Annotated in this window: 12 protein-coding genes; 2 read left to right on the top strand and 10 right to left on the bottom strand. The window is 44.4% G+C overall.

All coding sequences use genetic code 11. The features are described from left to right. Positions 1–2: 2 nt before the first annotated feature. A complete protein-coding gene (locus tag HNQ46_RS02330; RefSeq protein ID WP_183682506.1) occupies positions 3–674 on the bottom strand; it encodes a TetR/AcrR family transcriptional regulator in 672 nt (223 codons plus the stop codon). A 254-nt stretch (positions 675–928) separates the two neighbouring features. Here HNQ46_RS02330 and ispE point away from each other — a divergent pair, with 254 nt between their 5' ends. Further along, positions 929–1,834, top strand: a complete 906-nt coding sequence (gene ispE, locus HNQ46_RS02325) for a 4-(cytidine 5'-diphospho)-2-C-methyl-D-erythritol kinase (RefSeq protein WP_183682503.1) — start codon at positions 929–931, stop codon at positions 1,832–1,834. Beyond that, positions 1,827–2,516 carry a GntR family transcriptional regulator gene (locus tag HNQ46_RS02320; RefSeq protein WP_183682499.1) on the top strand — a complete coding sequence of 230 codons (690 nt, stop codon included), beginning with the start codon at positions 1,827–1,829 and terminating at the stop codon, positions 2,514–2,516. Before ispE ends, HNQ46_RS02320 begins: the two co-directional genes overlap by 8 nt. 199 nt (positions 2,517–2,715) lie before the next feature. Here the strand turns inward: HNQ46_RS02320 and HNQ46_RS02315 are convergent, their stop codons facing one another. From HNQ46_RS02315 to HNQ46_RS02275, 9 genes are all read right to left on the bottom strand, one after another. After that, a complete protein-coding gene (locus HNQ46_RS02315) occupies positions 2,716–3,549 on the bottom strand; it encodes a Spy0128 family protein (RefSeq protein ID WP_183682496.1) in 834 nt (277 codons plus the stop codon). 15 nt (positions 3,550–3,564) lie between these two features. Then, the gene (gene srtB, locus HNQ46_RS02310; protein ID WP_007157068.1) at positions 3,565–4,299 is read right to left on the bottom strand and encodes a class B sortase; all 735 of its coding nucleotides are present in this window, start codon (positions 4,297–4,299) and stop codon (positions 3,565–3,567) included. 181 nt (positions 4,300–4,480) lie between these two features. Continuing rightward, positions 4,481–5,911, bottom strand: coding sequence for a DUF7601 domain-containing protein (locus HNQ46_RS02305; RefSeq protein WP_183682493.1), 1,431 nt, complete (start codon positions 5,909–5,911; stop codon positions 4,481–4,483). A 649-nt stretch (positions 5,912–6,560) separates the two neighbouring features. Further along, on the bottom strand, positions 6,561–8,675 hold the full coding sequence (locus HNQ46_RS02300; RefSeq protein ID WP_183682490.1) for an ATP-binding protein: 2,115 nt from the start codon (positions 8,673–8,675) through the stop codon (positions 6,561–6,563). Beyond that, positions 8,672–9,772, bottom strand: a complete 1,101-nt coding sequence (locus HNQ46_RS02295; RefSeq protein ID WP_183682487.1) for a metallophosphoesterase family protein — start codon at positions 9,770–9,772, stop codon at positions 8,672–8,674. Before HNQ46_RS02295 ends, HNQ46_RS02300 begins: the two co-directional genes overlap by 4 nt. 144 nt (positions 9,773–9,916) lie before the next feature. Further along, positions 9,917–11,251, bottom strand: coding sequence for a [FeFe] hydrogenase H-cluster maturation GTPase HydF (gene hydF, locus HNQ46_RS02290; protein ID WP_183682485.1), 1,335 nt, complete (start codon positions 11,249–11,251; stop codon positions 9,917–9,919). Between the two features lie 220 nt (positions 11,252–11,471). Then, positions 11,472–12,926 carry a [FeFe] hydrogenase H-cluster radical SAM maturase HydG gene (gene hydG, locus HNQ46_RS02285; RefSeq protein ID WP_183682483.1) on the bottom strand — a complete coding sequence of 485 codons (1,455 nt, stop codon included), beginning with the start codon at positions 12,924–12,926 and terminating at the stop codon, positions 11,472–11,474. Between the two features lie 179 nt (positions 12,927–13,105). Next, positions 13,106–14,185: a [FeFe] hydrogenase H-cluster radical SAM maturase HydE gene (gene hydE, locus HNQ46_RS02280; RefSeq protein WP_183682479.1), complete on the bottom strand. Its 1,080-nt coding sequence runs from the start codon at positions 14,183–14,185 to the stop codon at positions 13,106–13,108. After that, positions 14,172–14,423, bottom strand: a complete 252-nt coding sequence (locus tag HNQ46_RS02275) for a TM1266 family iron-only hydrogenase system putative regulator (protein ID WP_007157078.1) — start codon at positions 14,421–14,423, stop codon at positions 14,172–14,174. Before HNQ46_RS02275 ends, hydE begins: the two co-directional genes overlap by 14 nt. Positions 14,424–14,965 lie beyond the last annotated feature (542 nt).

Raw genomic sequence — 14,965 nt, 5'->3', positions numbered from 1 at the left:
CTCTACTCTTTTCCTCCTAACGCTTTTTCCAAGAGCTGAATCTGCTTTTGGAATACATAAAGAATTTGTTCAATAAAGGCTTCCTGTTCCTTATCATCCTCCGGATCGGATAATCCCTCTTTTCTTTTTTCTATGGAAAAGGACTGCAAAAGACTTAAGGACGCCAGAGAAAATGCGGTTTGAATCCCAATGCCCTTTTCCTCCTCCGATAATGTCTTGGGAAAATAATCCTTGGGAATTGCTTCTAATACCACATCTATATTATCCCGTCTTCCCCTGTCCATGTGACTTTTCATACTGGCCAAAGAAAGATTCTTTAAAAAGCCGGAGCGATAGAACATGGCAAAACTGTCCTGAACAATTTGTTTTTTTCGAATCTTCACGATTTCGATGACCCACTCCTGAATACTTTGGAAAAAATTCCCATTATTGCGTGCCATGATTTCCATGAAATGCCCTACTGCCTTATCTTCTTCCGCTTCAAAAAGATACACCAGCAAATCATCCTTATCCGGGAAATAGGTATAAAAAGCTCCTCTGGAAATCTCACTTTCCTGAATAATGCGATTAATGGATACTTTGTCATAATCATAGGAAGAAAATTCTTTTTTTGCCGCTTCCAAAATTCGCCTTCGTTTTTCTTCTTCCAAATTCAAAAATCTTAATGTAGGCATCTTTCCCCTCAATACATTCTGTGATGATTTATACTTTCTTATCAATGGCAGGCTGTCAGCTTTTACTTGAACGTAGACCGGTGACAGCTTGTCACTATTTTTACCAGCCCAGTATAGTGACAGCTTGTCACCCTGTCAAGAAGTTTTTTATTTTTATCTACTTTAGTAACACAGAGGATTGCACTTGCAAAAATGCAATTTAACCTTTACAATAAAGTGGCGTTTGTATACAGGATTTTTTAGAAGGAAGAAGCATGGAAGAACAGCAAATTCAGGCTTACGGAAAGATTAATCTATCCCTGGATGTTAAAAGAAAAAGGCCGGATGGATATCATGATGTATGCATGGTCATGCAGACCGTTAAGCTTCATGACCGGATTTTTCTGACAAGGGAGAAGACTCCCGGCATTCGCTTAAGCAGTAATTTGGACTTTCTCCCCACCGGCGAGGATAATCTGATGGTAAAAGCCGCAAAGCTTTTGGCAGAAGAATTTTCCATAAAGGAGGGCTTATCCTTCCGACTGGAAAAGCGTATTCCGGTTTCCGGAGGAATGGCCGGAGGCTCCACGGATGCCGCCGCTGTATTGCATTTGATGAATCAGGTTTATGCTCTGGGACTTAGTGTAAAGGATTTAGAGAAAAGAGGAGTAAAGCTGGGAGCGGACGTTCCCTTCTGTCTACACAGAGGTTGCTATCTTTCGGAGGGCATCGGAGAAATTCTTACACCCCTTCCCAACTTACCGGCTTGTATTCTTCTCTTGGCCAAACCGGCATTTTCCCTGTCTACAAAGGCTGTTTATGAAGCCTTGAACGTAAGTGCCATTCCTAAAGAAGAGCATCCGGATGTGGAAAAGTTTCTGTATTTTCTGAAAAAAGGAGATTTATCGGAAATCACTCCTCTTATGGGGAATATTTTGGAAAAAGTCAGTATTGCCATGCGACCGGAAATACAAGTTCTTAAGGAGCGTCTCCTGTCTTACGGAGCGGAAGTAGCCTTAATGAGCGGTTCCGGTCCTACGGTCTTCGCTCTTTTTCCTTTGGAGCATAAAGTCCGGGCGGAAAAAGCCTATCAGGCGCTTCGCTATGGCGAGGATCGACATTTAGCACAGCAGGTATATCTTACAGAGCCATGGGCAGAAGAAGGAGGTATAGATGAGTAGTGATTTTACCATTAATATGAACGAGTATCTTCCCCTACGGGATTTGGTGTTCAACACCCTGAGACAGGCAATTCTAAAGGGAGAACTGAAGCCCGGCGAAAGGCTTATGGAGATTCAACTGGCTGAAAAACTTGGCGTTTCCAGAACCCCTATTCGTGAGGCAATCCGAAAGCTGGAGCTGGAAGGTTTGGTTCTGATGATTCCCAGACGAGGGGCAGAGGTAGCGAAGATTTCCCACAAGTCTTTGCAGGATGTGCTGGAGGTTCGGGGTGCTTTGGAAGAGCTGGCTACAGACCTTGCCTGCCAGAGAATCGACGAAGAGCAGCTTGCAGCCCTACATAAGGCGGAGGATTCTTTTAAGAAGGCCGTAGCCACCGGCACGGAAATGGAAATTGCAGAGGCGGATGAGACCTACCATGACATCATTTACAATGCCACCGGCAATAAACGTTTGATTCAGATGATTAACAATCTTCGGGAGCAGATGTACCGCTATCGTTTAGAATATATTAAAGATGAGGCTCAAAGAGGAACCCTTATCAACGAACATGAGAAGATTCTGGAAGCTATCCGTATTCGTGACATTATCCGTGCAAAGGCTCTGATGAAGGAGCATATCGATAATCAGGAAATGACGGTTTCCAAAAACCTGAATGAGCAGGAAGAAGCCGGTAAGAAATAAAGCAAGAAATAAAGCAAGAAATCAGGAAAAGATAGAGCAAGAAAATGGATTTCCCGCAATCCTTTCGACAATACTTGTGAAGCATAAAAAAACGCCTTGGAAGGAGCCCCCTTACGCCTTTCGGCAAGCTCTTTTCCAAGGTGTTTTTCTTTAACCTTTCCCGTTCTTTCTCTCCTAAACCAAGAAAGGGAACGGCTCTTTACTCTTCTGTTTCGGGATTTTCATCATCCTCACTACGCTTCTTCACCTGGTAGCTCCAAAAACCGAAGCTTCCCATGGCCAGCAAGGCTGATAGTCCATAGAATACCATATCACTGTCATCTCCTGTGGCAATCTTTCTGGCCACACCCAATACAGCAGGTACCTGACTGATGATTCCCTCGATGGGTTTTAGGATTTCTCTGCCCACTCCCAAAACACCGGGATTCTTGGGCGGACTACCGGGAGGATTTTCATTTCCTCCTTTCGGCCTCGGTCCGGGAGCCGGCGTGGAGGGGTCTCGATAGTAGCTGTTTTTAAACAAAAGCTCACCGGACTTATCCTCTTCTCCTTCTTTCTCCGCAAGGACAATGGCATAAAGATAAGGAGATACTTCATTTCCATTGTAGTCCTTGTTCTTACTGTGTACTTCAATCACAACGGAATATACCGTGGTGTCATAGGTAAAGCCTTCATGATTTCGCTGTTCCTGACGAACACGATAATGATACTCACCCTCACTTAAAAACTGCATCTTTCCAAAGCTGAACTGCTCTTCCCCGGAGTCCATGTGGAGATCCATAATGTAGGGGGTGGGTAGCGGCGCATTGGGGCTTTCCACAGCTCTTTCTATATAGACGCGGAACTCTGACTGGGGAACCTCTTCTCCTGAAACAGAGATGGCAAAGGGAATCTGCACTTCTGCAGGCTTCTCCAAGCCGAAATTTTTCTTCTGTTCACTGGCACTGGAGACCAGTACCGTGGACTTCCCCGTCCCCATTAAGAGGAGGGCACATAGTCCCGCTAAGATTTTTTGACATTTTTTTCGAAACAAATTCCCTCACCCCCCTTATGGGTTTATTCTGGCAAAGACAATCATCCTACCGTTGGTGGATGCGGATACACAGGTGGATAAGCTGATTACCTGATCCGTGTCTTTCATCCCAATATCTCTATACTGCTGTGCATTATTTTTGATGTAATCCAGAAACTCCTGCATATTCCCCTGTTTATCCATAACATTATAGATATAGGGGTCATAGGCATCTCCCTCCATACAGGCAAATATCTCTAACTGCCTTGCCTTTCCGGGCAAATACAAAGTTCCTGTCTTATGTTCTTCAAAATAACTGTTATCGATGAACTCCATCACATCTCCGTACATTCCGCCGTTGTCCATATGATGTCCATAGGTCAGAATATAGGGGTCGGAAAAATCCGGCGCATTGTGATAGCTCATAAAAATGGATCCGGATAAGGAAAAGTTTCCCTCCACATCCTTATTGACGTATTCCATATCATCCTTTCCCTGTACCATAGGGTAGTCGATATTGGTTCCGTCCAGGGTAATCCAAGCTCTGGTATCTTTGTTTAAGGCTAAGAGTTCCTCAAAGCTTAGACTGCCATCCTCACTTACTACTGGTTTTAAGGACATTAAGTCATTGTTTAAAAATCCTTCTTGCATGGTCATATAGGTGTACCAAAGGGAAAATCCCCCGTAGCTCATGAGTAGAATCATTAGAATGGCAGCTAAGATGGTAATCATGCGATCTCCCAGCCTTGCCGCTCTCACCGCAATGTTCATATTTGCCTCTCTACTCTTGTATCCCGGGATACATGCAATACTTTTGTTCCCGAAAATCTCGCATCTATCCGGGATGACCGGGATGGATTGGGAAAAAAGGGATGAGGAAGAATCCGGGGAAAAGAAAAACCCTAAGGCTTTCCTTTTCCCGTCTCCTCTATCCTAAGTAGGGATAGACGACTTATTCCTCTTCCTTCTTCCGGTTAAAGAACATGAAGCCCATGCTTCCTGCCACTGCCAACATCATGGCATAAGGAGCTACAGTCAGTACTACACCGGTTGGTGTGATTTCATCAATGTGGTTGTGGTAAGCCACATGGCTATCGTTCAGCAACAAATTCTTATCTCCTCCTTTTTCTGTGGAGCTTGCTGTAGGAGCCACTGTTTCAGTTGATACCGCCGCAGTATCCGGAACCGGATTTGCCACATCCTCGGAGAAGCGCACATCAGACTTAATGGTTAAAGCAGTATTGTTGGTCTCCTTTACATTATAGGTAGTGGTTTTTGGCAAACCGATGATTTCCAGGGATTGTCCATCCTTTAATGTTGCTCCTAATCCGGGGATTTCACTGGCCTTCTTTACGGTATAAGCGCTTGCTCCCGGCATCTTTACCTTAACCTGCAAATTCGCGTTGTCAAAGTTGACTGCTCCTGCTTTGTTATGAAAAAGGTTGACTGTGAAGGGAAAGAGGTTATTCTTGTCAATCATTCCGCTGATTTTCTTATCCACCTTCAGCTTTCTCGGAGTGTAACGGGTATATCCCTGGGGGGTATCCTTCTTACCGCCCTTTCCTTTGTCACCGTCAAAGCCGCTGTTCTTGTCTCCGGTATGCTTATTTCCTGTTGCATTGCTGGTAACCTGAGTATCTCCACTGTGGAGAACGTAGCCGTAAATTTCTTTTTCTCCTGTGGTACTACCTTCCTTCAGACGTACATACACATCCAGGAAACGCTGAGTCTGGTAAGACTTTGCCGCACCATCCACGGTAACCTTCATAGCTTCCACGTCTCCTTTGTTGGCTCCATCTGCAGGTCCTTCTGTTACTACGAAACGATATACTCCCGGAGTAGCAAAGGCACCCGGCTTAAAGCCGATCTTTACCCCATCTCTAAAATCCTCTAAAGTTTTACCAGTAAGATCATAGCTATCTGCCTTAAACTCCGCCTTTAAATCACTGTTTGCCGTATCAATCTGGGAATCCTGTCCGGCTAAAACAATCATTGTTTGAGTACCGTCCGAAATTGTAGTAGTTCCTGCAGTGAAAGGTGCTGATACTGCGGATGTGGGTGTTCCATCATCATTAATCTTCTGACCGTTTACTACTCCTTTAACCGTATAATTCCATACCACATCCGGCTTGTCTACCATTTCATTGTTGTCCGTTTCAACACGGATTACCTTATCAAAGGAAACGGTATTTCCTAACGCTTCCAGCTTATTGTTGTTTACACTCTTACCTACGTTAGCTTCTTCCTTTCCATAATATGTATTTAAGTTCGGATCAGTCTTGTTGATATTGGTGCTGGATGCGAATACCGGTGCGGCGGTGGAAAGCACCATCATTCCGCTTAATGCCAATGTTGCTAATCTGTTCATGTTCTTCTTCATCATTAATTATCCCTCACTTTGCGTTCTTTATAAAAAATGTCTATGCAGACAATTTTTTTCATACTCTTTTTGTTTTCGTTTGCTTTCGTTTATTTTCTTACTAAGAAGAAATTCTTCTCTTTCTCCTTAGAAAAAGGAGCTATGCTTTTATAAAGTTTTAAGGGGACGGGGGAATCTCACCACGGGCTCTTCTTTTTCTCAGCGCCCTCGGTTCAGGCATAAATAGTGCTGAACTCTCTTTGCCGTATATTCTGTGCTCCCACGGGTGTTCCCCGGTCCTCTTACCGTATTTTCGAAAGAGTAGAGTGTATTGCAGCTACCCTCTTAAGCTCTTCCCGCCGGCGGTGCTTTTCCGCCTTTCTCTCCCCTCTTCGGGGGCTTTTCTCTAATTCCTCTATTTCTTATCTTCCTCATTTTTATAGCTCCTTTTTTTCTTAAATTATTTTGCTATGTATGTATATCGCGTTATTTTTTTAATATATAAGCAAAAAATCAAAAAATATTCTACTTTTGCAAAATAATTTTTCTTTATAAGTTTTTTGCCACAAAAGACCTATAAATGCACGAAAAAAGCCGCTATCTCTCGATAACGGCTTTTGTTTATGGCTTTTGTTTATGGCTTTTGCTTATGGCTTTTGCTTATGGCTTTTGCTTATGACTTTCGTTCCTCGCTACAGGTAAAGTAGAAAATCTGACGACTCTTGGCAAGCTCCTCCAGCAAAGCTCTTGCTCTTGCTCCGTTTTTCTCATCCAAATGACTGAAGGGATCATCCAGTAATAAGAAGGCTTTTTCCTCCCGGAACATGGCATCAAAAATGGCCAGCTTTTGACAGAAACGGCAAAGATCCTGCAATCCCTCACTTAGATAGCCCTGCTCCCGGCTTAATCCTCTGTCCACAAAGCTAAGCTCCAGGTCCTCACTCATCTGGAATTGTAGGGGCTCTGTACAGATGCTCTGAAAATACTTCTGAAAAGCTTCCAGAATAGGCTCCTTATATTGCAGGGCAAAACGTTCCTTGGCCATTTCCAGGTAGGCTTTGGTCTTTTGTAAAAGATTGTAGCGCTTTTCCAAGGCCTCCCGCTCTTCTTTTTTCTGTTCCAGAAGTCTTTCCTGTTCTTCCAAGAACTCCAAATCCCGAACCTTCGCTTCTCTTTCCGCCCGTTTCTTCCGAATCTCTTCCCTTCTTTCTTCTTCCTCTTTTCGGAAAGCTTCCAGCTTTCTCCTACTCTCCTCTAAGGAAGGGCCTTCCTCCCATTCCTTCTGTTTCTCTTCCAATAAAGAAAAGGCCTGCTCTCCTCCTTCCTCTTCCACGAAGCGGAGGAACTCTTCTTTTCGACCTGCTGCTTCCATTTCTAAATCCTGCATATCTTCCAGCTTATGAAAACGGGAAAGAAGCTCTTCCAAGGAAGCAAAGCGTATTGCCTGTTGCTTTCTTTGTCTGGCCTCTTCCTCTTCCTGCTTTTCTTTCCATGTCCGCTTTTTCTGTTCTCCGCTCCACCAAAGGAAGAAGCAAAGACTAAGGGAAAGAATCCCCAGCAATAGGAATAGGGCTGATGGAAGTCCCAATGGCATACCGAAAAGCTTTCCGAAGAAAAGAAGAACAAAGAGCAGTCCCAGTCCTACTAAAGCGAAAAGCACTACAGGAGAAGTACCATACTGTCCCATTTCCTTTGTCCCATTCCCAAAGGTCTCGTTCTTCGAAGTATCTTTCTTTGCACGACTGGCACCGGGAACACTTGCTTCTTCAAGGGGCAGCACTATTCCCCCTTCTTTTTCTACCTCTACATCGACATTCTCCCCGCTGACTTCCGATACCTTTTCAATTTCCTTCTTTATAGAATGAATCTGCTCCTGAAGAGACTGCATTTCCTCCTTCCAAAGGAGTGCTTTCTTCTCCTCGGGAATTTCGGAAAAGCGATCCTGATAGTACCACTTTAAAGCATTTTCATAACGATACTCCGCCTTTTCCCATTCTTCCTTCTTCTGGGCATAGGACATCCACTTCCCCAAAGAATCCTTTTCCGAAATCCTTTGACTAAGTTCCGCCTCCAATGCCTTTCCCTCTTCCTTTCGCCGGGCCTCCTTTTCCGTAAGGGAAAGCACTTCCTTCTCTATAGAAAGAACTGCATTTTCCAAAGCTTCTTTTCCGTAAAGTCCGGAGGACAATTCCTCTTCCTGCATCTTTAATTTGAAAATGTTTCCGGTGCGACGGTTCGGAGACAGGGCATTGATGCCATCCTTAAGAATCGTCTGCACCTGCTGGAACTTCTTCATATCCTCCTGATCCTCCGCCACATTGCCAAGCTTGGCATGCATACGGGAATTCATGGAAAAATGAAGATCCTCATGGCTAATCATGCAAACTCTTTGGAAAGACTCTGCGTCCAAAGAAAAAAGCTCTTCTCCGATATTTTCCGAATAATCCTTGGATTCCTTTCCGCTGTCCTCATCAAAAAGTCGGAAGCTGTCCTCAGACTTCTTTAGCCCGAAGCTTCTTTCCAAGCGATAACGCTTCTCTCCGATACGGAAAATGATCCGTCCTCCAAAGGATGCTCCTTGGAAGGGCATGTAATGCTTTCGTTCATTTTCCTCCAAGTCCTGTTTTCTATCCCCGGAAACCCCATAGAACATCAGCTTAAAAAAGTAGATAAAGCTGGTTTTTCCATAACCGTTATCCCAGAGGAAACTGTTCTTTCCGGGAGAAAAGGAAAAATCCGCATCCTTCCATTTTCCGAATTGGGCAATGTGGCATGCTTCTATAATCATAGTTCTCCTCCCTGCAAAAGCCCCATTCCTAAGGCAATGATTTCTTCCTGCTCTTCCTTGGAAAGATTATCCGCAGCGGCCAACACCCGCAGGAATTCTCCCTTCAGGCTCTTTTCCTTCATGGCTTCTTCCCGGTTCCAACTAAGCTCGCACTCATCCCGGATTTCCAAGAAAAATACGCTGTCCTGAAGCTGTAATTGCAGGTAACGAAGATTTCTCTCCTGCTCCAATCCCTTCTTTCCCTTTAAAATAATGCGAAGGCTGTCCTCTTTGGCAATGCCGGCCTTCTCCATTTCCACCTCTATCTTTTTCAGACAGGCCAAAGTTCCCTCATCTTCCAAAAGCTCAATCTCCAAAATCCGGAACTCCCCCTGCTTAATGGGGATAAATTCCTTTCGGATTTCCTTCTTCTCTTCCTCTACCTTCAGATACAGAAATCCCCTTTCCCCTTCCTCGTCAAAGCCTCTTCCTTGCAGGCAACCGGGATAGGCCCAAAGGGCGCCATTATTTAACTTGCCTTCTCCCCCCTTATGGATGTGCCCTAGGGCGATATAGGATAGGGGAAGCTTTTCAAGATTTTTCAGGAAAATGCCTTCCTCTCCCTGAACAGCCTCTCCTTTGGGCGTTCCCTGATACAGGGCACCATGAAGCAGGAGGATATTGCAGTCCTCCTCTTTTAGCTTTAGAAACTTGGATTCCTCCTCCGTACCATACTCCACCCCCGCCAAAAGTAATCTATCGTTTAAACGGTATTTCTTCCCCTTTTCCGAAAAGAGAAAGAGATTCTTCGGCAGATTTTCCTGATAGCGGAAGGTATTTTCCGTATCATGGTTTCCTCTTAAATAGAAGAAGGAAATCTCCGGATGCTCCGAAATAGTGGATAGGAAAAAGTCCATTGTTCCATGAGAAACCACCGGACTATCAAAAAGATCACCGGCAATCAAGATTCCCTGTACCTTTTTTTCTACAGCAAAGGACAGCAGCTCCTTCCAAGCCATAAGCTGCTTTTGTCTCCTATTTTCCGCCTCTTCCTTGGTGAAGCGGGAGCGAAATGCACTGTCCAAATGCAAATCTGCGGTATGAATGAGTTTAACCATAGGGGAATTCCTTCTTTCTTAACTACTGCAATGCATCGATTATCGATATGAAGCTTATCATTTATTAATCTACTGACTTCGTTATTGACTTCTTTAGTGACTTCTTTAGTGATTTCTTTATTAATCTACTCGTTATGCATTCTATTATAGCATCTCAATGGAGCGTTCCAAAATGCCTGTCATCTTCGCCATAGCCAGTCCGTAATTACAAATGGGAATCTTCTTTCGAAGAAAGTCCTGATAACGACTCTCCACTTCTTTTTCACTAAGCATGCAGGCCCCGCAGTGAATCATTATCTTCACCCGCTCCTGTTCCTCCTCCGGTAAAAATCCCTTGCCCTCCGAATATACAAACTGAAGCTTCTTTCCGGTATATTTTTCCAACATTCGAGGAAGCTTTACCGTACCGATGTCCCCACATTGCCGATGATGGCTACAACCCTCTGCAATATAGACTCTGTCCCCATCCTCCAAGGTGGAAAGCGTAGCACAGCCCTCCAAGGCATAGCTTAGAAATCCCTTGTATCTGGCCATAAGGATGGAAAAGGAGGTCAATGGCATAGTCTTAGGAAGTGTTTGATTCACCTTGGAAAATGCCTGAGAGTCCGTAACCACCAGCTTGATTTTTTCACCTAAATTTTCCAGAATCTTTGGAAGCTCCTCCACCTGGCAGACCAGAGGAATTCCATTATAATCTAAAATGTCCCGAATCGCCATTTGTTGCGGTAAAATCAGTCTTCCTTTCGGAGCGGATTCATCAATGGGCGTCACCAGTACCACAAAATCTCCCGGCTCCACCAGACCGTGAAAGAGCCGCTTTTTCTCTTCCTGAAGACTTGCCAATGGGGCAAAGGCATTCTTTACTGCTTCTACTCCCTCCTTGGTTTCGGAAGACACTAAAAATATCCCCTGAAATGGCGTATACTTTTTCCGAGAAATCCAGTCCTCAATCTGCCGTCTTTCTTCGGAAGAAAGTTTATCTGACTGACTAAGCAAAAGGAAGGAGGGAATCTTATTTTCCTGAAAAAGTCTAAGGTAGGAGGCCTCCTTCTCCGGCAAGAAAAGGACTTCCTCCTGCCCCTCTATATCTGACAAGAAAAAGCCTTCCCCCTGCTCCTCTTTCCTTGCAGGCAGAACGTCTTTGGCGAAAAGAAAGTCCTCTGCGGGAAGAAGGTCCTTTGCGGGAAGAAATAAGAGGGCAATATCCGTTTCCCGAAGCACCTCTTTGGTTCTTTCCACCCTCATGCTTCCCAGCTCCCCCTCATCATCAAAGCCCGGGGTATCAATCAGGAGCACCGGCCCCAGAGGAAGAATTTCCATGGATTTTCGCACCGGATCGGTAGTAGTACCCAAAGTCTCCGAAGTAAGGGACAGCTTCTGTCCGGCAATGGCATTAAAAAAACTGGATTTTCCCGCATTTCTCCTCCCGAAAAATGCGATATGAATCCGCTCCCCCTGAGGGGTGTCCTGTAGACTCATCTTTTCCTCCTATAGTAAAAAGCCTGGGCTATAGCCGTAAGCGCTAAAAAATCATCCTCTATGCATGGGGCTGTATAAAACGAGATATCGCACGCTTTGCGCATGATACTCGTTATGAATCAAAAAAATTTTCTAAGCAATATAGGTCTGAAATTGGGGGTACCTTCTCAGACTCCCCTGCATTCAGACCTATATCGCTTAACTTAGATTCTATATTGCTTTAGAAATAAAAGTCTCTCTTATTGGACTCGTAAATATTACTGATGTGATCCTTGGCAATGTTCCGTCGTTTTTCATTGGGGATGGTAAGAAGCTCTTTCTCGATTAAGTCTTCTCCGCACTTCTTGGTACCATCACTGGCATAGTCGGTGAGGAACTCCGCCAAGGTCATAAGCGCATTGGGATGACAACAGTTTTGAATCTGTCCGGATTTACACAGTGCCATAAATCGATCTCCAGTTCTTCCCTCCCGATAACAAGCAGTACAGAAGGAAGGCAGATAACCAAGATCCATCAGCCATTTTACCACCTCATCCAGGCTTCTCTGGTCGGAAACATCGAACTGCTCCGTATCATGGGGACGCTCCTCTTCGGAATAACCGCCTACAGAGGTTCTGGATGCTCCGGAAATCTGAGAAATACCGATAGACAGGGCTCTTCCCCTTACCTTCTCGGACTCTCTGGTAGAGATAATCATACCGGTATAGGGCACGGCAATCCGAATGCAGGCAATAATTTTTTCAAAAATCTCATCATCAATACCATTGTCAAACTGGCTGGGATCAATATCGGAGGCCCTTTTCAGTCTGGGCACAGAAATGGTATGAGGCCCAACACCATGAACTGCCTCCAAATGCTCTGCATGCATCAGAAGCCCTGCAAACTCATAGCGGTACTTGTCCAAACCGAAGAGTACGCCAATACCTACGTCATCAATACCGCCCTCCATGGCTCTGTCCATAGCTTCCGTATGATAACGATAGTCATGCTTCGGTCCGGTAGGGTGAAGCTGTTCATAGCTTTCCTTATGGTAGGTTTCCTGGAACAAGATATAGGTACCGATACCGGCTTCTTTAAGCTTTCGATAATTTTCCACGGTGGTTGCCGCAATGTTCACATTGACACGGCGAATGTCTCCATTTTTATGATGGATACTGTAAATGGTTTTAATACTCTCCAAAATATACTCAATGGGGTTATGAACAGGATCCTCTCCCGCCTCTAAAGCCAGACGCTTGTGTCCCATATCCTGAAGGGCAATGACCTCTTTACGAATCTCCTCTTGGCTAAGCTTTCTTCTGGCAATGTCCTTGTTCTTCGCATGATAAGGACAGTAAACACAACCATTTACGCAGTAATTGGAAAGGTATAATGGCGCAAAAAGCACGATACGATTCCCATAAAAGGCCAGCTTAATCTCCTCCGCCAATTTAAACATTTTCTCGTTTAAATCCGGTAATTCGCAAGCCAATAAGACGGAGGCCTCCCGATGGCTCAAACCATCGCAATGGACTCTTCCCATCTCATCATACACCGGCCTTGCCTTTTCCAAGATAGACTCAATATAGGCCCGGTCATTCTTATGTTCATCGGCAAATGCCAAGGTTTCCAGGATTTCTTCGTGGGAAATAAATTCTTCTGCTTTAGACGATTTTGGATTATAGATTGTACTCATAATACTCCCTTCTTCCGGTTCGAATTCCTCTTTAGGAAAATGTGTTAACGTTCCGTTCAGATTGGAAGGCATAAATGCTTTCACCTGATTAATAGACTCTTAGATTTTTTGTTCGTGTTTCACTCTTCGCATAATTCGCCAAATACCGACTTTCTCATCTTTGCGACAAAGCGGTACTTCTATGCTTTTTCATATCTTGCTTCTTTTGCTTTCTTCGCATCTCCTCTATCCACCAGAAGCTTGGCTCCTACAGACTCCATTCTTCGGCTTAAGCAGGCACGACACTGAGCCGCCTCATCACCGGTACAGATTTTGTTGTCATAGAGAAGATATTTTTTTCGCACTGCCGTGGGAGACAGATTGGGCATTAAGACATTTGCCCCTGCTAAAATTCCCAGTTCTCTTCCTCGTTTATCAATGGTTCCCAGAGCTGTGGTGGCGGGAATCAAAAGATTCGGTTGAATCAAACGAAGCATGGATAGGAGAAAGAGAGTGTCCTCCAAACTGCCCTGCTTTTCCTTTGCGAAAATGGTGCTGTGCTGGGGAATGAATGGGCCAATCCCGCACATATCCGGCTTAAATTCCTGTATAAAGTACAGATCCTTTGCCAAACTTTTACTGCTCTGCCCCGGAGAACCTACCATGAAACCACAGCCTACCTGAAAGCCGATATCCTTTAGATCCTGAAGACAACGCATCCTGTTTTGAAAAGATAATTCCTTTGGGTGAAGCTTTTGATAATGGACTTCATCCGCGGTCTCATGCCGAAGAAGATAGCGGTCTGCTCCGGCCCGAAAATACTTTTCATAGGATTCTTTGGATTTTTCCCCAATGGAAAGGGTGACCGCGCAATCCGGAAACTCTTCTTTGATCGCCTTTACAATCTCTACAATCCGCTCATCCGTAAAGTAGGGATCTTCCCCTCCCTGTAAAACAAAGGTACGAAATCCCAGTTGATGTCCTTCCCGACAGCAATCCAAAATCTCTTCCTTTGTCAGGCGATAGCGCTCCACCTCCTGGTTTTCCCTCTGAATCCCGCAGTAGTGACAGCCGTTCTTGCAATAGTTGGTGAACTCGATTAATCCTCTGGTATACACCCCATTGCCATAGTATACTTCGGTACACTCCTTCGCCAGGTTCTTCGCCAGCTCCTCATCCTCTTTCGTCCTATTCGAAAGAATCAGCTCATATTCTCCCAAAGACAAATGATGGGTTTTTTGTAGCTGACGAAGCAAATCTGCTACTTTACTTGCTGGCATAGGCAGTTTTTACACTGATTTCCGGGATGTTCCCAATCTTTCCCGCCAAAGCGGAAATCGTGTCGTTGGGGGCATCCAGAGCGATGGATACAATGTTTACTCCCTTCTTCTCATAGGGCAATCCCATTCTCCCTACGATATAGTCCCCATATTCATGAAGAAGATGATTCAGCGTATCCACGGACTCGCGATTCTCCACAATAATCGCCATTACCGCAATTCTGCTTTCCTGTTCCATAATTGAACCTCCTTTTAGATATAGTTCTGTCTGATTATTTTATCATATTGCCAAGGGTGAGGCTATAGGGAGTTTATTTTTGTAGAATATGTTAATGATAAAAAATAATAATCATGTCATTACTTAAATTAAGGATAAAATTTATGTTTTTTATGATATGATATATTACGCTACCACCCCTAAACGGGTACGGAAAGGGGGTGTGCTACATGGGGATATTTTTGTCTTTTTTAATCTCTGTTTTGGCGGGTATTGTTTGCCACTTTATCTGCAAATGGTTGGACGGAGATCAGTAAGCGGTAGTCAACCTAAGGTCTAATCCACCTTGCCACAACGGAATAAAATCCCCCAGGAGTTGCCGCTCCTGGGGGATTTGCGTACTACATGAGTACTTCTGTCTTTTTTACGTTTCTAAGTATAGCATAAGCAGACAAAAAATCAAGAAATGGTGTAATGAAATAATGTAGCGTTTAAAGATTATATAAAATTAGGTGTCATTGTGGACATTATTGGTGACATCCTTTGCTATTAGCAAAATCCAC

Origin of the sequence: Oribacterium sinus (assembly GCF_014202695.1) — a bacterium.
GTDB lineage: Bacteria > Bacillota > Clostridia > Lachnospirales > Lachnospiraceae > Oribacterium > Oribacterium sinus.
Note: the sequence above shows the minus strand (reverse complement) of the source record. Positions and strands in the feature narration are given on the sequence as shown.